Source organism: Haloferax prahovense (assembly GCF_000723845.1).
Lineage (GTDB): Archaea > Halobacteriota > Halobacteria > Halobacteriales > Haloferacaceae > Haloferax > Haloferax prahovense.
In genome coordinates this window covers 186548-206131 of record NZ_LK053002.1, presented here as the reverse complement: position 1 = coordinate 206131, position 19584 = coordinate 186548, and the positions used below count along the sequence as shown (strand labels likewise).

17 protein-coding genes are annotated in these 19584 nt (G+C 65.6%); 8 read left to right on the top strand and 9 right to left on the bottom strand.

The features are described 5' to 3' along the window. Positions 1–41: 41 nt before the first annotated feature. On the bottom strand, positions 42–713 hold the full coding sequence (locus tag BN984_RS17930) for a helix-turn-helix domain-containing protein (RefSeq protein ID WP_008094272.1): 672 nt from the start codon (positions 711–713) through the stop codon (positions 42–44). Positions 714–876: 163 nt separating this feature from the next. On the opposite strand from BN984_RS17930, the gene BN984_RS17925 reads away from it, so the two are divergent. The 3 genes from BN984_RS17925 to BN984_RS17915 all read left to right on the top strand — a co-directional run bounded on the left by BN984_RS17925 (position 877) and on the right by BN984_RS17915 (position 4926). Beyond that, positions 877–1911, top strand: a complete 1035-nt coding sequence (locus BN984_RS17925) for a glycosyltransferase family 2 protein (RefSeq protein ID WP_049968921.1) — start codon at positions 877–879, stop codon at positions 1909–1911. A 105-nt stretch (positions 1912–2016) separates the two neighbouring features. After that, entirely contained in the window at positions 2017–3645 is a 1629-nt protein-coding gene (locus tag BN984_RS17920; protein WP_049968920.1) for a right-handed parallel beta-helix repeat-containing protein, read from the top strand. A gap of 60 nt (positions 3646–3705) precedes the next feature. Next, a complete protein-coding gene (locus BN984_RS17915; RefSeq protein ID WP_049968919.1) occupies positions 3706–4926 on the top strand; it encodes a glycosyltransferase in 1221 nt (406 codons plus the stop codon). A gap of 136 nt (positions 4927–5062) precedes the next feature. On the opposite strand, the gene BN984_RS17910 is transcribed toward BN984_RS17915, so the two are convergent. The 3 genes from BN984_RS17910 to BN984_RS17900 form a co-directional block, all read right to left on the bottom strand. Further along, positions 5063–5524 carry a hypothetical protein gene (locus tag BN984_RS17910; protein WP_115828319.1) on the bottom strand — a complete coding sequence of 154 codons (462 nt, stop codon included), beginning with the start codon at positions 5522–5524 and terminating at the stop codon, positions 5063–5065. A gap of 149 nt (positions 5525–5673) precedes the next feature. Then, positions 5674–8214, bottom strand: coding sequence for an oligosaccharide flippase family protein (locus tag BN984_RS17905; protein WP_181950724.1), 2541 nt, complete (start codon positions 8212–8214; stop codon positions 5674–5676). Positions 8215–8344: 130 nt separating this feature from the next. Beyond that, complete coding sequence (locus tag BN984_RS17900) at positions 8345–9373, bottom strand: hypothetical protein (protein WP_008094262.1); 1029 nt, start codon at positions 9371–9373, stop codon at positions 8345–8347. Positions 9374–9514: 141 nt separating this feature from the next. Here BN984_RS17900 and BN984_RS17895 point away from each other — a divergent pair, with 141 nt between their 5' ends. Genes BN984_RS17895 through BN984_RS17880 form a run of 4 tightly spaced genes read left to right on the top strand, consistent with a single transcriptional unit; the run spans position 9515 to position 12859 of the window. After that, the gene (locus tag BN984_RS17895) at positions 9515–10342 is read left to right on the top strand and encodes a DUF4129 domain-containing protein (RefSeq protein ID WP_008094260.1); all 828 of its coding nucleotides are present in this window, start codon (positions 9515–9517) and stop codon (positions 10340–10342) included. After that, complete coding sequence (locus BN984_RS17890; RefSeq protein WP_049968917.1) at positions 10339–10920, top strand: DUF7269 family protein; 582 nt, start codon at positions 10339–10341, stop codon at positions 10918–10920. Before BN984_RS17895 ends, BN984_RS17890 begins: the two co-directional genes overlap by 4 nt. Beyond that, a complete protein-coding gene (locus tag BN984_RS17885) occupies positions 10917–12179 on the top strand; it encodes a DUF58 domain-containing protein (RefSeq protein ID WP_049968916.1) in 1263 nt (420 codons plus the stop codon). Before BN984_RS17890 ends, BN984_RS17885 begins: the two co-directional genes overlap by 4 nt. After that, entirely contained in the window at positions 12176–12859 is a 684-nt protein-coding gene (locus tag BN984_RS17880) for a DUF7519 family protein (RefSeq protein WP_049968915.1), read from the top strand. Before BN984_RS17885 ends, BN984_RS17880 begins: the two co-directional genes overlap by 4 nt. Here BN984_RS17880 and BN984_RS17875 read toward each other — a convergent pair. Next, complete coding sequence (locus tag BN984_RS17875) at positions 12837–13805, bottom strand: AAA family ATPase (protein ID WP_008094252.1); 969 nt, start codon at positions 13803–13805, stop codon at positions 12837–12839. The genes BN984_RS17880 and BN984_RS17875 overlap by 23 nt on opposite strands. 115 nt (positions 13806–13920) lie before the next feature. Here BN984_RS17875 and BN984_RS17870 point away from each other — a divergent pair, with 115 nt between their 5' ends. After that, entirely contained in the window at positions 13921–14835 is a 915-nt protein-coding gene (locus BN984_RS17870) for a glycosyltransferase family 2 protein (RefSeq protein WP_049913484.1), read from the top strand. Positions 14836–14890: 55 nt separating this feature from the next. On the opposite strand, the gene BN984_RS17865 is transcribed toward BN984_RS17870, so the two are convergent. The 4 genes from BN984_RS17865 to BN984_RS17850 form a co-directional block, all read right to left on the bottom strand. After that, positions 14891–16228, bottom strand: coding sequence for a helix-turn-helix transcriptional regulator (locus BN984_RS17865; RefSeq protein ID WP_004977915.1), 1338 nt, complete (start codon positions 16226–16228; stop codon positions 14891–14893). A 324-nt stretch (positions 16229–16552) separates the two neighbouring features. Then, on the bottom strand, positions 16553–17155 hold the full coding sequence (locus BN984_RS17860; protein WP_049905289.1) for a DUF7344 domain-containing protein: 603 nt from the start codon (positions 17153–17155) through the stop codon (positions 16553–16555). Between the two features lie 262 nt (positions 17156–17417). Continuing rightward, a complete protein-coding gene (locus BN984_RS17855) occupies positions 17418–18407 on the bottom strand; it encodes a Gfo/Idh/MocA family protein (RefSeq protein ID WP_008094247.1) in 990 nt (329 codons plus the stop codon). Further along, entirely contained in the window at positions 18400–19542 is a 1143-nt protein-coding gene (locus BN984_RS17850; protein WP_049968914.1) for a DegT/DnrJ/EryC1/StrS family aminotransferase, read from the bottom strand. The genes BN984_RS17855 and BN984_RS17850 overlap by 8 nt, the downstream gene beginning before the upstream one ends. Positions 19543–19584: the final 42 nt, after the last annotated feature.

Genomic DNA, 19584 nt, shown 5'->3' with positions numbered 1-19584 from the left:
CGGCGGGCGCGGCTACCTTCTCACCGCTCGCCCGGACGGAGTCACGGCGACAGCGTCGCCTCGATGAGTCGCGAGATGGCCCGACGAATCCGCTGTGAGACCCCCGACTTGGAGATGCCGAGGATGGCTGCGAGTTCGCCCTGCGAGGACCGCCGCGGAACCTCGAAATAGCCGTGTTCGTGGGCGACGAGAAGCGCCTCGCGCTGTCCCGGGAGGAGCGCCGTCTCGGAGCCCACGTCGGTGTCGCGGGCGACGTGGAGGCGCTTTACCCGGAAGGAGATGTCATTGTCGTGGTAGTGTTCTTGGACGCGGTGCAGCGTCGAGTGAGCGGGGAGGTGCATCTGGATGGACCACCTGCCGTCCTCGTGTCGAACGGAGATGACCCGAACGCCCATCTCCGTCGAGGACGGGGGAATCAGGCGAACGCCGCTCCCGAAGAGGACGCGAAACCGGTGGTCGGAGCCGACGGAACCGAGGAAGTCCGCCTCTATCACGGTCGGGTCGACGACGAGCGACGCCGCGACCGAATCGACGGGCCCCCGTTCGACGACGACGAACGCGCAGTCCCAGCCGAAGCCCTCGGTCGGTTGGAATTCGAGTTCGACCGGCCCCCGGTGTCCCGTGACGAACGACGAGAGAATCAGCCTCGGGTCCTCGAGCGTTATCTCCAAGTATATCGGTCGAGCGTCGTCGCCCCTTCGGTCCTCGTGCATCGCCTGTTGTTCGATAATCGGTGCGGGTTATTATGCGGATGATAAGCGTCTGTGACCGCGTCTCCGCGGGTTCGCTCCCGTACCTGTCGGCGGGTTGTGAGCAACTACGATGCCCATAATAACGACACCGAAACGTCCACAGTTCGGTAGGACTCCGACTACAATGTACAAAGACAACTCAATCGCCGTCGTCGTGCCGGCCTACAACGAAGCGGGCTACGTCGGGGAAGTCATCGACACCCTCCCCTCGTTCGTCGACCTAGCCTACGTCGTCGACGACGGGTCGACAGACGGGACGTGGGACGAAATCGTGACGCACGCCGACGCGTTCAACGAGGATCACACCCCCGAAGCGACGGCGTACGACGACGTGGTCGTCCCGATTCAACACGAGGAGAACCGCGGGGTCGGCGGCGCGCTCAAGACGGGCTACCTCCACGCGCTGGAAGACGAAGTCGACATCACGGCCGTCCTCGGCGGCGACGGGCAGATGAACCCCAACGAGCTGGCGAAGTACCTCGACCCCATCGCGGAGGGCGACGCCGACTACGCGAAGGGCAACCGGTTCATGGAGCAGTCGGACCTCGACGCCATGCCGGGGTATCGACTCGTCGGCAACTCCATCCTCTCGTACCTGACGAAGTTCGCCAGCGGCTACTGGAAGACGATGGACCCGCAGAACGGCTACACCGCGATTTCCCACGAGGCGCTTCGGCAGGCCGACATCGAGAACATGTACGAGTACTACGGCTACTGCAACGACCTGCTCGTCAAACTCAACGCCGAGAACCTCCGCGTCGCGGACATCGCCTGCTCCGCGGAGTACCTGTACGACGACGACTGGAAGAGCCATATCAACTACAGCGAGTACGTCCCCCGCGTCTCGGGCATGCTGCTCCGGAACTACTTCTGGCGGCTGAAAAACAAGTACATGCTCCGGGACTTCCACCCGCTCGCGGCGTTCTACTACCTCGGAACCGTCATCGCGGGCGTCGCGGCCATCGGCCTCATCGGCTCGGGACTGACGGGTGGCGGTGACGGCGACGACGACTCACGCGGCCTCGGCAGTTGGGCGATCGGTCTCCTCTTCGGTATCACGTTCCTGCTTTTCGGCACGGTCCTCGACCACGACGACAACGAAGCGCTCGAGATTCGGGTCGACGACGACACCTACGAGACCGAGGTTCCGAGCGAGTAACCCGAGTCGAATCGGGGGCCGTAGGCCGCCGAAACTCGCAGGCATACTTAAAGACTGAACATGTGAAGCCGGGAACGTTCGTGAGTATACGACGTTCTCGGTTGTATGAGATTCACGCAATCTGACGACACCGACGCCAATGACTCCCGCGACCCGAAGCTCACGCGGCGCTCGTATCTCCTCGGAGCCGTCGGCACCCTCGCGGTCGGAAGCTACCTGTCGCACCCCGTCAACAGCGTCGAGGCGAACGCGATGAGCGTCGACGTTCCGCAGGCGTACCTCGACCGGTTCTCGAACGTCGTCAACGTCGTCGATGCGGGGGCCGACCCGAAGGGCATCGAACCCATCGACGACGTGCTCTCGCGGCACGTCGCGGACGACACGCTCCTTGTCTTCCCGGAGGGGCGATACCTGATGCACAGGCAACTCCGAAAGACCGGGTTCGAGAACCTCGGGTTCTACGGGCCGAACGCGACGCTCACGCACGGCCGAATCGACGCCATCGACAGCAACGTCGTCACCGAAGGCGAGTTTACCGGTGCGGCCCGATTCTTCCGGCTCGGCGTCATCTACGCCCCCGGCAAGGACCTCCTCTTCGAGGGGTTCACGTTCGATTTCACCGCCCCGCAGACCGGGATTCGGGCCGTCGAGGCCTACGTCACGGACGGGCTCGAAGTCCGCGACATCACTATCGCGGGCGAACACGACACCGGGACCCTCGGTCCGGCGCTGTTCAGCGTGACCACCGCCAACGGGACCGGGACCGTCGAGCGGTTCAGCGCGCCCGACGGCGCGGCGTTCACCGAAGACACCATCGGCGACATCAACCTCGGCCCAACCGGGATACTCATCGACCCGAACAGCGCGGGGACGCTCCGCTTCGTCGACTGCGAACTCGGTCGGTTCCCGGACAACGGGCTGTACGTCTCGGGGTCGAAAGGCGTCGTCCACGTGGAGGGCGGGACGTACAAGAACAGCACCGTCTCGTCGATTCGACTCAAAGGGTACGGCAGCAGTATCCGCGGCGCGACGGTCGTCATCGACGAACTCGTCCCCGGCATCAGCCAGCGCGGTATCCGCCTCGACGACGGGGCCGACCTCCGCATCGAAGACACCACCATCGAGGTCACGGGCTCCGCGGAGAACGCCATTCGCGTCCTCGACGACGCACAGACCTCGGTCATCGAGAACTGCAGCATCGTCCTCAACGACGACGAGGGCTGTGCGCGCGGCATTCAGGTGACCCCTGGCGCGGGTCGCCTCGAAGTCCTCGACACGACCATCGACATCCACGGGTCGAACTTCGCCATCTACCTCCAGGGCGAAAACGCCCCGGAGGACCCGATGGTGCTCGTCAAGAACGTCACCATCACCGGCTCGGCACCCGGCGACGGCCAGCGTGAGGCGATTCGCGTCGAGCGCGCGAACGCCCGGTTCGAGAACCTGACCGTCCACCAACCCGGCGAGAGCTACCGTCGCTGCGCCGAGATTCTCGCGGACGACGCCCTGTTCGTCGGCGGGACCTACGAGGCGACGCACCACCCCTTCATCAACAAGGGCAACCGGACGCGCTTCGACGGCATCACCGCGCGGTCCCTCGGCGGACGGCAAGCCATGAAGCTGTACTCGCAGGGGACCGACGTGGTCGTCATGGACTCGGTGCTCTACGGCGGCTACATCGACGGCGGCGCGGAGGGGTTCGTCGTCGACAACACCGAACTGCCACCCGTCTGAGACGAGCGGACCTTACCGACCCGATAATCATGGGGGTCGGTACGCAACTGCGGGTAACGCATGGACCACGACCGACTGGCCGACAAGGACCTCCTCGTCGTCTCACACGGCTACAAACACTTCGTCAAGTCGCAAGTCGACGTGCTCGCGGAGTACTTCGACTCCGTCACCGTCTGCGTCAGGTACAACTGGTTCGCCGACGTAGCGTCTCGCCTCCCCGTGAGCGGCGGTGAAGGGTTCGGAAAAGACGCCAAAATCGCCACGACGAACGTGCCGGACAACGTGCACGTCATCGAGACCCCGCTTTTGTACCTCCCGGTCGACGCGCAGCGCGAGCACCTCCTCGGACAGCAACACGCCCGGAAAGTCCGCAAGAAACTGGCGGACCACCCCGTCTCGTTCGACCTGATTCACTGCCACATGACGTGGACCTCGGGGTACGTGGGCGCGCGCCTGAAGGAGGAACTCGGTATCCCGTACGTCCTCACCGTCCACGCCAACAGAGACTGGTTCGAAACGCAGCTCACCTCCGACAACGCCCGGCTGAAGCGGGCGTGGACCGATGCCGACCGGCTCGTTCGCGTCAACCGACGCGACCGCTCGAAACTGGACGCCTACAACGACGACGTGGTCCACATTCCGAACGGCTACGACACCGACGCGTTCGAGCGCGTCTCCGCCGCCGCGGCCCGCGAACGACTCGGCGTCGACGACGACACGCCCGTCGTGTTCGCGCTCGGGACGCTGAAACCACGGAAGGGCTTCCAACACCTGATGCGAGCGATGACGCGGGTTCACGCGTCCGAACCGGAGGCGCGGCTCGTCATCGGCGGGCAGGGCGGCATGCGCGACGAACTCGAATCCCTCGCGGGCGAACTCGGTATCGACGACCGGACCGACCTGCTCGGCTACGTCGACTCGGAGACGCTCAACGACTGGATGAACGCGGCCGACGTGTTCGTCCTCCCGAGCTACAGCGAGAGCTTCGGCGTCGTCCAACTGGAGGCGATGGCCTGCGGGACGCCCGTCGTCGCCACGAAAAACGGCGGGAGCGAAGAAGTCGTCACGAGCGACGACTACGGCACCCTCGTCGAGGGACCGGAGTCGCACGACGAACTCGCCGACGCCGTCGTCGATGCCCTCCACAAGCGGTGGGACGCGGACGCCATTCAGGCGTACGCGAACGAGTGCACGTGGGAGAACGTCTGCGAGGACATCGCCGACCTCTACGTCGAGGTCCTCGACGAAAACGAAACACAGACCGTCGCAGCCGCGCGGTAAGCACCGGAGAAACGGCGGAGAACGGCCAGTCATTCCTTTCTTTGGTCTCGGCCGCCGGCGACTAACACAGTAACGAACGCAGTACGCTGTCTCGATTCGGCGACGCGCGCTGTCGAATCCACGGAGTCGAACGTTCCTACAGCGTGGTCGTCCCTTCGGGGACCGACGTCCAGCATCGGTGTCGGGGGTTTTCGGACGAGACGAGCGGAGTCTCCGAACACATCGGTCTGTACGCGAGGCGGTAGACGAAGCCGTCGTGACGAACGTAGAAACCGGACGGAATCGATAGCTCACCCTCCGTTCGGTCGTAGTACGGGAGCGTCTCCAGCGCGTCTGCGACGGACCGGTACTCGCTTCTATCCAATCGGAAGTCCATCACGCCGCGAGCCTCGTCTTGCGTCACGCGGTCGAGCGCTCGCTGGAGCAACGGTTCGTCGGAGAGTCGCTCGTCGGAGGACGGAACGACGTCTGGGAACTCGGACGACGACACGTGCATCACCGTGAGGACGCCGCCATCGACGCCTTCGAGATTGAGACAGCCACTTAACGCAGAGATGGAACCGAGACCCAGCGTCGCGAGTAATGACCGTCGGTTCACGCTAAGGGAACCAACCTGTTAGTATATTATCATTCCGATTCCCGAATCGCGCCGGCCGGGGGACGCGCCGAGTTCGGCACGGTTCTCGAAAAGTGGCCGGCGACTGCGGCCGCCAACAGAAGTCATCGACCGGGAGACGAGACAGCCCGTTAGCGCGCGCTTCGACCGGCGAGCGCCACGATTCCGACGAACAGAACCGAGTGGAACCACGGCGACCCGCCGAGCGGAGGCGACTGCAAATCGAGCCACTCGACCGCCGAAAGCGGTTGCGCCATCAGAAGCATCGACCCGCTGTCGGTCGTATTCGATGTCGTCGTCTCGGTCGTGGTCGTGTCCGTCGTGGTCGTGGACGTGTCCGTCGTGGTCGTGTCCGTGGAGGTTGTCGCGGTGTCTGTGGTCGTGGTCGTATTCGTCGTTGTGGTCGTCGTATCCGTGCTCGTTGTCTCGGTCGTGGTTGTGTTCGCCGCCGTCGTCGTCGTGTCTGTGGTCGTTGTCGTGACCGTATCGGTCGTGGTTGTCGTCTCAGACGTTGTCGTGGTCGTCGTGTCCGTCGTCGTCGGTGACGAGGTAGTCGTCGCCGTCGTCGTCGTCGTGTTGTCCGACGGCGTCTCCGTCGCTGTCGATGTCGAGGTAGTCGTCGGCGATGAGGTGGTCGTCGAAGTGGTGGGTGCCGTCGAGGTGGTCGTCGTGTTGTTCGACGGTGTCTCTGTCGCTGTCGTCGTGTTGTTCGTCGGCGTCTCCGTCGCTGTCGGCGACGCGGTCGTCGTCTGGTCGTCGCTATCATCGCCGTCGTCGTCAGCGTCGTCGTCACCGCCCCAGAGCCAGCCGCCGCCGTCGTCCGACTCGGTCGTCGTCGTGTTCGACGGCGGACTGGTCGTGTTCGTCGTCGTCGCCGTCTCGGTCGTCTGCGTGACCGTCTCGGTCGCCGTCGTCGTCACCGGCGTGTCGGTCGTCGGCATCGGCGTGTCGGTGACCGGCGTGGTGTTGTTCACCTGCGGCACCGGCGAGTCGCCGTCGACCGAGGGAGCGATGCCGACGCTCGGGACGCCGACGGCGAGCGCGACGCCGGAGAGCGAAAGCAGGATACCGGCGACGAGAAGAACGCGTTGCAGCGTGTTTTTGTGTCGGTCGGTCCAGGACTCGTCGCCCCACGCCGGACTCCCGGCGTTGCCGCTGCTACCGCCGCGACGGGCGCGTATCGCGGTGGCGCGGGAACCGACCGGGTCGGGGAGCGAACTCAGCAGGTCCAGCGCCTCGTCGGCGTCCACGGCTCCGACCACGAACGCCACCGTCACGAAGACAAGGAGGCCGATAATCGGGACGACGACCAGCGCGAGGAGACTGCTCTCGATGGTCATCGAGAGCAAGAAGATGGGCACCCCGGAGATGAACCCCGTCGCGAGCACTCGCACGAGTCGGGCGTCGGAAAACGGCTTGAACCCGAGGTAGCGCGCGCTGGCGAGATTGAACACCGGAAGCGAGGAGTACCCGATGGTCGTCGCCACGGCGGCCCCGAGAATGCCGTGACGCGGGATGAGAATCACGTTCAAGACGATGTTCAGAACCGCCGCGGCACCGGTCGCCGCGATGAGCGGCTTCATATCAGCCTTCGCGTGGCTGATTGCGAGGATGGGCCGAACGACCGCGAAGCCGATAGTCCCCGGGAGCAGGATGAGAAGCGGCGTGACGACGGGCATCGACCCCGAACCGAGGTACAGCGGGACGAAGTCCTTCGCGAGCGCCGCCAGCCCGAGCGACAGGAGGACGATGACGAGCATCCCGTATCGGGTGACGCGGGAGGCGATTTCGTTTATCTGGTCGATTCGTTCGTCCGCCCACAGGTCCGAGACGGACTGCACGAGCATCGACTGAATCGAGCGGGGGATGACCCAGAGGAACTGGCTGATGACCAGCGCGGACTTGTAGTAACCGACGCGCGTCTCCGTGACGTGGGACGCCAGCATCAGCACGTCGACGTGGTACATCGACGTGAGAAACAGCATGTAGACCACCGAGAGGTGGTTGAAACTGAACAGCTCCTTCGTCGGAAAGCCGCGCGGCGTCGTGCTGAAGATGCCGCGAAGCGAGACGTTCTTGCGGACCCACCACAACGCGAGGAGCGCGACGAGGCTGTTGACGACGATGAGGCCGACCATCAGCCCCCCGATTTCGTACCCGAGGTAGGCGATGCCGATGAGCGCGAGCCGGGTTCCGACCTTGTTGAACACCCGAAGCGGCTCCGAGAGGTGCTCCTGTTTGAGCCCCATCAGGGACCGGCGGGCGTACTCGCGGAACTGCGTCGCGATGGTGAGTCCGGCGAGGCCGTAGAAGCCGACGACGTACTCGGGGCCGAGGAACCGGGTGACGATACCGAACCGCGCGGCGGCGGCGAAGGCGAGCGCGGTCAGCACCGCGAGGACCGTCCCGAGGCGGAAGTAGTAGCCGAAGACGTGGGTCTGCCAGTCCGAAATCGAGCGGTCTTCGGCGAGGAACTTCCGGGCACCGCTGTTGATGCCGGAACTCATCAAGATAGTCGAGATGCCGAAGACCGCGGTGAGCGTGCCGTAGCGACCGTACAGTTCGAACCCGAGCGTCGTGATGAGAAGCGGCGTGAGCACCACCGAGGACAGCACGATGAAGATGCGCCCCCCGAAGATAGAGAGGAACGCGGTGACCATGTTCCGCTTCATTCACACCACCCGTCGGCGTCGCTCTCGCCGGGCTTCCTCGCCAGCGCGACGCGCGGGGACCAACGGCGTATCGGTCGTAGACCGCCTGCTGTTCGGTGATTCGTGTACATAAATAAACGAACGCGGGAGATTAGTCGGAAGACGCTATCTCGATAGAGACCGAGTCGCCGTTCTTGAGGTAGTAGTCGGTCGGGTCGACGGACTCGCCGTTGACGGTGACGTTCGCAGTCGCGTTGTCACCGTCACCGTCGTACGCGTAGGTCGTTCCGTTGTAGGTGACGCCCTCGTCGGTCATGTTGATGCCGTCGAGCGTGGACATGCCGTAGGCGAGCGTGACGTGCGCCGAGTGCGCGTGCCACGGGTTCGCGTGACCGCCCTCGAAGTGGAAGTGGTCGTTGTGACCCGCCTGTTGGTACTTGTCGCGGCTGAAGTCGAGCCGTTCACCGTCGACGGTGAAGTCGATGGTCCCGTGGACGTGGAGCTGTTCCGGCGGGATGTACTCGCCGGGAGTGGTGACGTTCGAGTCGTCGCTCACGACCAGCACCCACACCTTATCGTCCGATTCGAGCGTGTACGATTCGGGGTCGACCTCGTGGCTGTCGACGCGGTAGATGAGTTTCGTGCCGTTGTTCGACTCCTCGTAGGTCTCGCCGTCGTAGGTCAGCGACGACTCGGTGGCGTTGACGTCGGCCGCCTCGAGCGCCTCCGCGAGCGTCGTGCTCTCGTTGGTGTGCCACGAATCGACGTCGGTCATGTGAACCGGCGCGTCCTCATCGAGGTCCTCCGTGAGACTCACGCGCTCGCCGGCGACCACGACGGCCATCTGCCCGGTGTACGCCGCGTCGACCGACGACTCGTTACTGGTGTTCGCCGCCGAGTCGTGGCTGTGTGAGTGGTTGTCGGAGTCGGAATCCGACGACTCGTTCGTCGCGTCCGCGGCCGTCGTCTCCGCGGCCGTCGCGTCGTTCGAAGACGCCGTGTCGTTCGCGGTGCCCTCGACGTCGGACGCCGTCGTCTCCGTCGTTTCGGCGGTTTCGTTCGCCGCGGTCGTGTCTCCCGCGTCGCCGCCCGCGAATGACGAACAACCCGCTGTCGTCATCAAGAGCGCGACGAGGAGGGCGATACTCGCACGTTTCAGTGTATTGGATGGGATTTCCATCTCGAACTCGAACGAGACATCACAGCCACCCACCGTTATTATCGACTACGTAGCGGCGGCTTATCGGGCGGATAATTAGTATGAGCGGGGGCGGGTCTACACCCATCGTGATACGCCTCGACACCCGCGGAGGTCGGTCGGATGGACAGTGACGCGCTCGTCACGCTCGGACTGGCTCTCGTGTGTCTGTTCGCCGTCGGGTCGGCGGCCGGGTCCCTCGAATCGGCGGTCGACTCTTCGCCGAGCGAGGCGATTGACCTCGACTACTCCTCGCTGCCGCTCGACAAGGGCGACGCCAACGACATCAAGCGCGAATACCAGACGCTGACGGACAACCCGAGCCAGCAGGAACACGGCGGCGAACAGTCGTCACAGTCGGGACAGTCTAGCGCGAGCGGTCCGGACGACGGGAACGACGACTCCACGTCCGACAGTTCGACAGACAGTTCGGACGCCCAGCACGACCAATCTGAGGGGTCGAAAGAGACGCCAGGCGAGCGAGACAGGCTAGAGGCGCTCATCGACGCCCTGCTCGCGCTCCTCTCGCGCCTCGTCGAACTGGTCGTCGGAGTCGTCGCGGTGGTCGCCCTCGCGCTCGTCGCTCGGTATCGAGACCGCATCGCGGCGCGACTGTCGCCGATGGTCGCCCGCTTCCGCGGGGGCGAGTCTCCGGCGGAAGAACGCGCCGAAGGCGGGTTCGACGCGCCGCCCGAACCGCAGAACGAGGTCACCGAAGCGTGGTACGAGATGGTCGAGCGCCTCCGGCTCGACGACCGTCAGTTGCTCACGCCGCGAGAGCGGGCGGCAATCGCCCGCGAGAACGGGGCCGACGCGAACTCGGTGTGGTCGCTCACGGAGCTGTTCGAAGAAGTCAGGTACGGCGGCGCGCCCGTGACCGAAGACCGACGCCGGCGCGCGAGGGAGTGTCTCGAACGGCTCGGACCATCCGGGGGGCGAGACCAGTCGTGAACCGCCGAAAGATACTGTTCGGCCTCCTCGGACTCGGCTGTCTCGCCGTCGGAACGGTCGCACGCGGGACGGCCCTCCCGGTGACGGCACTCGTCTCCGAGGCGGGCGGCGACTACGTCCTCGTGGCCGCGCTCTCGGGAGTCGCGCTGCTCGCGTCGCTGCCGGTCATCGCCTCCGGCCGGGAGAGCGAACTGCAGCAGGCCGACACGCCGGACCCGGAGGTCCCCGCTCGGGTCCCGCCCGCGGGGCGCGAGTTCGACGAGACGGTTCGGGGATGGGACTATCGGACGCCCGTTCTCGGCGACAGCGCCCGACAGCGAGTGAAAACGCGACTCCGAACAGCGGCCGTCGAGGCGGTGATGCGCGAGCGGAACTGCGGTCGAAGCCGCGCGCGTCAGCTCGTTCGACGCGGCGAGTGGACCGACGACGCCGAGGCGGCGTCGTTCCTCGGGAGTCCGAAACGGTCGACGCTCGCCACCGCGGTCGCCGCGCTTCGGCGACGACAGACGCCCGCTGAGTTCCGCGCCCGGCGGACCGCCGAGGCCGTCTACGCGGTCGATGGGGGGACGGGACGGTGACGACGCCACAACAGACGAACCGCTGGCGCGGCGTCGTCGCCGTCGCGCTCGTCGTCGCGGCCGCCGGGCTACTGGCGAAGCGACAGGAACTCCTCTTGCTCTCGACGGTCGGCGTCGTCTTCGCGGCGTACCACCGGACCGTCCCGATGCCGACGCCGAATCTGTCCCTCGACCGCCGGGTCGACACCGCCTCACCGGCGAGCGGCGACGAGGTCGAAATCGAAGTCGCGGTGACGAACGAGGGCGACGAGACGCTGTACGACTGCCGGGTCGTCGACGGCGTCCCCCCGGCGCTCTCCGTCACGGACGGCCCGGCGAGGCGCGGGATGGTGCTCCGACCCGGTGAGACGCGGACGTTCTCGTACGCCGTCGAAGCCGAGCGCGGGCGGCACGCGTTCGACGACGCGACCGCCATCGTCCGCGACCCCAGCGGCGACAGGGAGGTCGAACTCGACGTGCGCGCCGCGGACGAGACGGAACTCGACTGCACGACCGAGATTACGAAGCCGCCGCGTCGGTCACAGACGCTCGACACCGTCGGCAGCGTCGCCGCGAACGGGACGGGGTCGGGCATCGAGTTTCAACAGACGCGGTCGTACCGCCGCGGCGACCCGGTCAGCCAAATCGACTGGAAGCGGTACGCCGCTTCGGGTGAGTTGACGACCGTCGACTTCAGGGAAGAGCAAGCGGCGTCAATCCTCGTCCTCGTCGACGCGCGGGCGGTCGCCTACAGGGGCCCGCCCGGGGAGACGCACGCCGTCGACGCCGGGGCGTCCGCCGCGACCCAGTTGACGACTGCCCTGCTGAACGGCCGGAACCACGTCGGCCTCGCCGCGCTCTCGGCCGAAGACTGCTTCCGAGCGCCGGGTGCGGGGCGGGAACACCGGCTCCGGTTGCGGAAACTGCTTTCGAGGTACTCGGCGTTCACCGCGAGTCCGACGGACACGGACGACCCCGTCGACGAACAGGTCGAATCGTACCTCGGTCGGCTCGGCGAACAGACGCAGCTTCTCTTCGTCTCGCCGCTCTGCGACGACGCCGCCGTCGAAGTTGCGCGCCGGTTCGACGGGCACGGCCACGCGGTCACGGTCGTCTCCCCGGACGCGACGGCGAACGAGACGCCCGGCGAGCGCTTGGCGGCCGCAGAGCGCCGGAATCGGTTGCGGGCGCTCCGGCAGGTCGGTATCCCCGTCATCGATTGGTCGCTCGACGACCCGCTCGCGCTCGCAATCGACGCACAGCGGGGGGTTCGGACGTGAACGGAGAGATAACCAGACGGCCGGCGCGGTTCAGCGCGGCGCTGTCGTTGTTCGCCGTCGCGCTGTCCGTCTCGCTCGTGAACACCGGCGCGTCGACCGGGACGTTCGTCGCCGTGGTCGGCCTCGTCCTCGCTATCGAGAGCGCACACCGGTTCCGAACGGGACAGCGACTGCTCGGGGCTGCCGGGCTACTCGTCGGCGTCCTCGTCGCGACGGGCGGTGCGGGCCTCGCCGTATCGAGCGCCACCGGTCAGTCACAGCTCATCGAGTCCGGGCTCGGACTCTTCGGCCTGCTCTGTCTCGGTCTCGGCGTGCTTCCCCTTCGCGGAGCCGGGTCGCGCGGACTGAGTAAACTCGGCTGCGCGTCGGTCCTCTTGGCTGTCGTCGCCGGCGGGCTGTTCCAGACGGCCGACGCCGTGGCCCTGCTCGTCGCATGTGCGGCGCTCGTCGTCTCGTGGGACGCCGCGGAGAACTCGATAACGGTGGGCGAGCAACTCGGACGGGAGGCGAAGACGTGGACCGTCGAGATGGCGCACTTCGGCGGGACGGCGCTCGTCGGGGGCGTCGCGGTCGGTACCGGGCTCGTCGTTCGCGACCTCGGGACACCCGGTCTGCCGCTTCACGCGGTCGCGTTCATGCTCGTCGCCTTGGTCTTCCTCACGCTCGCTCTGCACGACTGACCGTCGGGACGGAGACTTCGGCGAGCACGTCGTCGACGAGTTGGCTCCGCTCGACGTTGTCGACCGTCGCCTCGGCGGTCGGAACGATTCGGTGGGCGACCGTCGCGTGGACGACGGCTTTCACGTCGTCCGGAATGACGAAGCTCCGGCCGTGGACCGCGGCCGTCGCGCGGACGACCTCGAACAGCCGCTGACAGCCGCGCGGCGAGACGCCGACCGCGACGCGGGGGTTCTCCCGGGTCGCGCGAACGATGTCGACGATGTACTGTTTTATTTCGCCGTCGACGCGGACCGTCTCCGGAACGCGCTGCATCTCGCGGACGCGGTCCGTCGAGAGGACCGAAGAGACCGTCGGCGTGGGCTCGTCGCGCGCGTCGCGGCGGTCGAGCAGTTCCAGTTCGCCCTCCTCGTCCGGGTAGCCGAGGCTGTCTTTGACGAGAAACCGGTCTTTCTGCGCTTCGGGCAGGGGGAACGTTCCCTCTCCCTGTTCGACCGGGTTCTGCGTGGCGATGACGAAAAACGGGTCCGGGAGCGGGTGCGTCTCGCCGTCGACGGTCACCTGCCCCTCGGCCATCGCTTCGAGGAGCGCGGCCTGCGTCTTCGGCGAGGCGCGGTTAATCTCGTCGGCGAGGACGACGTTCGCGAACAGCGGGCCCTCGCTGAACTCGAACGACCGGTCTCGCTCGTCGAACACGTACGTCCCGGTCACGTCGGCGGGGAGGAGGTCCGGCGTGAACTGGATTCGGCTAAACGAGAGGCCGAGCGCCGTGGCGAAGCTCTGCGCGGTCAGCGTCTTTCCCGTGCCGGGAACGTCTTCGAGCAGAACGTGTCCCTGCGAGAGCGCTCCGGTGAGGATGCGCCGGAGGACGGCTCGGTCCACGACGACTGACCGAGCTATCTCGTCGAGAACACGCGTGCTGTGGTCGTGGAGTTCGCGGACGTCCATATTCCGGAGTCAGCCCAGCCGGGCATTATTATGCGATAGGTAAGCGCGCCACCGACCCGCGCGTTACCTGCTCGATAATAATGCGCCCCCGACGGAGAGTAAGAGGCGATACCCGATGCCGACAGTGAGCGTCATCATTCCCACGTACAACCGCGCGGACGATATCCCGCGCGCCATCGACAGCGCGCTCGACCAGACGCTGTCGGACGTTGAGGTCATCGTCGTCGACGACGCCTCCACGGACGACACAGCGTCGGTCGTCACCGCCTACGACGACCCGAGAGTGAACTACCTCGTCCACGAGACGAATCAGGGGGGAAGCGCCGCCCGGAACACCGGAATCGAGGTCGCGACCGGCGACTACGTCGCGCTCCTCGACTCCGACGACGAGTGGGCGCAGACGAAGCTCGAACGGCAGGTCGAGACGCTCGAACGACGGTCCGACGAGTGGGTCGCCGCCTACTGCGGGACGGTGATTCTCGACGACGCGGACGCCAACCCGCTCGTGGAGCGCGTCAAGTCCGTCCTCGGAACACACGACTCCCGAGAAGGGGCGGAAGGCGGCGAGGAACTCATCAAGGAGATTCTCATGGAGAACCTCCACACCAGCGCGGGCTCGACGCTCGTCGTCGAGTCCGAGGTGGTCGAGCGAATCGGCGGGTTCGACGAGTCGTTCGACCGCTACCAGGACACGGAGTTCCTCATCCGCGTCCTGAAGGAGGGAAAACTCGCCTACGTCGACGAACCCCTGTTGCGGCGGTACCCCTCCGGCGGACCGAGCGCGGACGCCGTCCGGCGGGCCAACGCGCACTTCCTCAAGACGTTCGCCGAGGAGGTCGTCGAGTTAGAGACCCGCGGCTACGACGTCACCGGCACCCACCAGTACGCGCTCGCCGCGCAGTACCTCCGCGAGGGACGGTTCGACGCGGGACTGGCGTACCTGCGCGCGGGCTCGACACCCGGGCCGGCGCAGCTCCCCGGTCTCGTCTACAGCGTCGTCAGAGGCGTTCAGAACAGAGTGAGCGCGTAACGCGGGGTGGAAGCCGGGGAAAACCGAGTCGAAACGACGAGACGACCGCGAGGGGTCACTCGTCGAACGGCGACCCCGCACCCTCGGGCATCGACCCCTCTTCGGCGACGATGTTCTGTCGGCCGACAGAGATCTTCTCCACCGTTCCGAACTCGTCCATGCTCGAAAGCAGTCGGCTGACCTTCGATTTCGACCAGCCCGTCTGCTCGACGATTTTACTCTGGTAGACCCAGCCGCCGTTGTCGCGGAGCAGTTGAATGACTTTGTCCTCGTCGGTCAAGACGGGCTGTGACGACTGCTGGAGTTCGTCTCGGTCGAACTCCGGCGGCGTCGATGGCGAGTCCGATTCGTCGTCTCCGTCGTCCGTTTCGGCCCCGGCCGGCTCGAACAGTTGCGGCGCGGACACCGGTGCTTCGAGCTGGTACTTCGACGAGGCGAGGAACCAGCGGCCGCCGACGGCGACGACTCCGAGCAGCGTCCCGCCGGTGAACACGAGCATCGGAGTCGTGCTGCCGTCGGTGGGCTCCGTTCCGAGCTTCCGCTCTAGCCCGTCGTTCAGCCCGTCGCCGTCCGTGTCGGGGTCGACGGGGTCGGTCCCGTGTTCGTACTCGTACCCGTCGTCCAGTCCGTCGCCGTCCGTGTCGGCGGTGCTGTCGTTCGGCGGCGTCCCGAGTCGCATCTCGACGCCGTCGGGGATGCCGTCACCGTCCGTGTCGGGGTCCGTCGGGTCCAGCGAGTTCGACAGTTCGGCCGCGTCGTTCAGTCCGTCGCCGTCCGTGTCCGGGTCCGTCGGGGACGTCCCGTAATTTTTCACCTCGGCCCCGTCTTGGAGGCTGTCCTTATCCGTGTCCATAAGGAACATCGAGGTGTTGTTGGACAGTTCGTTCGCGTTGCTGAGTTTGTCGCCGTCGACGTCGCCATCTTTCTGGAGTATCGTGATATTGACCGTGTCGCTGGCAATCTGCTCTGACTGCCCCGGGAAACTGTTCCAGAGGACGACGGAGACGTTGCTCGAGCCCTCGAACTCCGAGAGGGATTCGTACGAGAACTCGACGGTCTGCGTGCCGGACGAGATGCCCTTATCGGTGCAGTCGACCCGGTAGCCGCTCTCGTTTCTCACACACACCTCGTAGATGTTCGACTCGTTCGGGGCGTCGAACTCGACCGATAGCGTGTTGCTTTCGGACGCCCAGAGGAACGTCGACTCCCGCGACCGGTCGACCGGAACCGTGTTCGTGAACGCCCCTTCGATGGACGTTTCGTTGGTCGTCTCTTCGTCCATTGCCATCACCGGTGCGGTCGTCTCTTCGTCCATCGCCATCACCGGTGCGGGAAGGACCGCGCCCGTGAGAACGAGCGCGACCAGAACGAACACCACGCGGGCATACGACATGGTTATCGGAGAGTCACCTCGATTCGGGCGCGTCGGCTCGGGGGCGACGTGACGTTCGCTCGGCTCGCGGGAGACCATTGAGAGACTCCACCGAGTGCTCGCGAACGAAGAGGGCGCACGTCTGAAATCATTGGGGCCAATTTTGCGCTGTATCGATGATTCTAGTTCAACAATATGAATCTCACGGCCTGTTATGACAGCTGGGCAGTAGCTACCTATCTGGATAGTTCGAGTCGAGAGACCGGTAAATCACCCTCGATATAGCGGGTACTTAGGTCGGAACCAGACGAACGGCGTACGTTGCGCGATAGAACTCGAAGAGCGTTATTCCTCGTCGCCCGTCTCAAAATTGTCGAGAACCTGCCAGAACGTGAGCGCCGTGTAGACGCTCATGACCGCGAGCGCGACGAGGAGGTGAGGGATGGAGCCGAACCCGAAGAGTCCGAGTCCGGATGCACCGATAAAGAGCGTACTCAGCCCCGAGACGGAGAGATAGTACGCCCCCCACGGTCGCTCGGACTCGACGTCCGTCTCGTCGTCGTCATCGTCGGGGAGTTCGAGGTGCGCCGCGAGCTCGTTTGCGAGGGGCGTCTTCTCGACGATACCCCTGCTCTGATTGTAGTCGATGACGCCCTCTTCGTCGAGTTTCGGGAGGTGCGCTTGGTAGAGGGCGATATAGACGCGCTGGCGCTGGTCGGACATCAACGCCTGAACGGTCGTATCGTGCTCCCACGCGGCGACCTGCTCCGCGATGTCCCGCATCTGAACCGGTCCTTCGCGGTCGCGCAGGTATTCGAGAACCTTCCGACGGCGCTCGTTCTGGAGCAGGTGGTATATCTCGTCTTTCCCAAGTTCCGTGTTCTGCTCGGCCGCATTCGTATGCTGGTCGATGAGCGCGCTTTCGGTACCGTTCACTTGAGTGGTCATGCTCGCTCCAACCGTTACTGTGGCCCCAAATAAAGCGTCAACACCGTCCCGGATTTTCCGAACTGTTGTGAAAACCCGACCGGAATCAAGGCATATTGCAGCAGTTTAGTGACTGTTTCAGACCGTTTCACCGGCGTATAATCGCAAGACAGCGGCTTTGTTGCCTATTTGACAACAGTCGAGAAGCGCCCGATAGCAATTCAGCGAAAACCCGATTGTTGATCCAGCAAAGGCACGTGATAAGCCCGATAAAGCTCGTGTTTCAGTCGACCGTGGAGGTCAGTCGGGCCCCGCCGTCGAGGGTTTCTCGTGCAGCCTCGTCGAGTTCCTTCGTCAGCTTCAACACCCGAAGCCCCTGCTCGCCGTCCACGACGGGCTCCGTACCGGTCGAGGCGGCGTTCGCGAACGACCGCAGTTCGCTCTGTAGGGGCTCGACCTGTTCGACCGCGAGCGTCTCCACGAAGTTCTCGTGGCGGTGGCGGACGAGCGACTCGTCGTCGATGTACGAGGGGACCGACGAGCGGTGAATCTCGATGTTCTGTTCGATGTAGTCGATCTTCACGCGGCAGTCGGCCGCCGAGATGGTGAGGCCGCGGACTTTCTCTTGGGTGACGCGGCTCGTCGTGAGCGACGCCGTCACTCCGGAGTCGAACGCGAGGTTCGCGTTCGCGTGGCTGCAGTCCGGCGTTCCCACGGCGTCGTACGAGTCGACCGCGCCGTCGACGATGTCGAGGACGATGTCGAGGTCGTGAATCATCAGGTCCATCACGACCGTGTCGTCGATGGCGCGGTCGACGGGCGGCCCGAGTCGCTCGGTCGAGACCGCGTGGATGTCGAGGTCGTCGACGAGGTCGCGGAGGGCGCGAACCGCCGGGTTGAACCGCTCGATGTGACCGACCTGCAACACGAGGTCCCGCTCGTCGGCGATGTCGACGAGTTCCTGTCCGTTCTCGGGGTCTTCGACGAACGGTTTCTCGACGAGGACGTGAACGTCCGATTCGAGGGCGCGCTTCGCGTTCTCGTAGTGGAACTGCGTCGGCACGACGACGGAGACGATGTCCGCCGCGTCGAGGAGGTCGTCCATCGACCGCGCGGTCGTCCCGTAGTCGTTCGCGACGGACTCGGCCCGGTCGCCGTCGACGTCGAAGACGCCGACGAGCGCCGTGTCGCCCAGTTCGTCGTACACCCGGGCGTGGTTCTGTCCCATGCTCCCGACGCCGATGACGCCGGCCGCGACGGTGTCGTCAGTCATCGGACGCCTCCACGGCGGACGCGCGAGCGCCGGCCGGAGGGACGATGGTGACCTCGTCTCGGAGGACGGTCCCAACTCGCTCGACCTCCGCTTCGGTGAGGCTTGGGTGTACCGGGATGGAGAGGGCCTGCTCTGCGACCCGCTCGGCGACGGGCGCACGCACGTCGAGGAAGTCGTAGGCGGGCTGGTCGTGGATGCACCGCGGGTAGTAAATCCCGCACCCGATGCCGCGTTCGTCCAGCTGTTCGACGACCGAGTCGCGGTTGCCGACCCGAATCGTGTACTGGTGGTACGAGTGGTCGAACCCGTCGGGGACCGTCGGCGTCGCCGCGTCCGTGTCGGCCAACAGCTCGTCGAGTCGCGCCGCGTTCGAGCGACGGTTCTCGATGAAACCGGGGAGGCGTTCGAGTTGGGCGCGACCCATCGCGGCCGCGACGCTCGTCATCCGGAAGTTGTGACCGAGCGAGACGTGACGGTACCCGTCGGTCTCCCGGCCGTGATTGACGAAGCTCGCGGCGTTCTGTGCGACGGTCTCGTCGTCGGTGACGACCATCCCACCTTCGCCGGTGGTCATGTTCTTCGTCGGATAAAACGAGAAGCTCGCGGCGTCGCCGAGCGACCCGACCGGCGTGCCGAAGTACTCGGCACCGTGGGCCTGCGCCGCGTCTTCGACGAGAGCCACGTCGTAGTCGTCCGCGATGTCACGGAGTTCGTCCATCGGCGCTGGGAGGCCGTAGAGGTGGACGACGACCATCGCCTGCACGTCCGAGTCGAGCGATTCGAGGGTCGCTTCGACCCGCTCGGGGTCGAGGTTGAACGTCTCGGGGTCGATGTCCGCGAACACCGGCTCGGCACCGGCGAATCGAATCGCGTTCGCCGTCGCGACGAACGAAAAGGGCGTCGTCAGGACGCGGTCGCCGGGGCCGACGCCGACCGCTTCGAGCGCCGTGTGGAGCGCGGTAGTCCCGTTCGACGTGGCCACGCCGTGGTCGGCGTCGCAGTAGTTCGCGAACTCGGACTCGAACGTCCGTACCTCGGGACCGTCCGCGATCATCCCCGACTCGACGACGGACTCGATGCGGTCGAGTTCTTCGTCACCGAGAACCGGGGAGGCGATACTGATGTCTCCAGTCATCGGCGTCGTCCTCCGCTCGTCGGAGCCGCCGCGCCGTGAAGC

Coding starts and splice junctions, on each gene's coding strand:
- BN984_RS17930 (WP_008094272.1), bottom strand. CDS start 713: ATGCACGAGGACCGAAGGGGCGACGACGCTCGACCGATATACTTGGAG.
- BN984_RS17925 (WP_049968921.1), top strand. CDS start 877: ATGTACAAAGACAACTCAATCGCCGTCGTCGTGCCGGCCTACAACGAA.
- BN984_RS17920 (WP_049968920.1), top strand. CDS start 2,017: ATGAGATTCACGCAATCTGACGACACCGACGCCAATGACTCCCGCGAC.
- BN984_RS17915 (WP_049968919.1), top strand. CDS start 3,706: ATGGACCACGACCGACTGGCCGACAAGGACCTCCTCGTCGTCTCACAC.
- BN984_RS17905 (WP_181950724.1), bottom strand. CDS start 8,214: ATGAAGCGGAACATGGTCACCGCGTTCCTCTCTATCTTCGGGGGGCGC.
- BN984_RS17900 (WP_008094262.1), bottom strand. CDS start 9,373: ATGGAAATCCCATCCAATACACTGAAACGTGCGAGTATCGCCCTCCTC.
- BN984_RS17895 (WP_008094260.1), top strand. CDS start 9,515: ATGGACAGTGACGCGCTCGTCACGCTCGGACTGGCTCTCGTGTGTCTG.
- BN984_RS17875 (WP_008094252.1), bottom strand. CDS start 13,805: ATGGACGTCCGCGAACTCCACGACCACAGCACGCGTGTTCTCGACGAG.
- BN984_RS17870 (WP_049913484.1), top strand. CDS start 13,921: ATGCCGACAGTGAGCGTCATCATTCCCACGTACAACCGCGCGGACGAT.
- BN984_RS17865 (WP_004977915.1), bottom strand. CDS start 16,228: ATGTCGTATGCCCGCGTGGTGTTCGTTCTGGTCGCGCTCGTTCTCACG.
- BN984_RS17860 (WP_049905289.1), bottom strand. CDS start 17,155: ATGACCACTCAAGTGAACGGTACCGAAAGCGCGCTCATCGACCAGCAT.
- BN984_RS17855 (WP_008094247.1), bottom strand. CDS start 18,407: ATGACTGACGACACCGTCGCGGCCGGCGTCATCGGCGTCGGGAGCATG.
- BN984_RS17850 (WP_049968914.1), bottom strand. CDS start 19,542: ATGACTGGAGACATCAGTATCGCCTCCCCGGTTCTCGGTGACGAAGAA.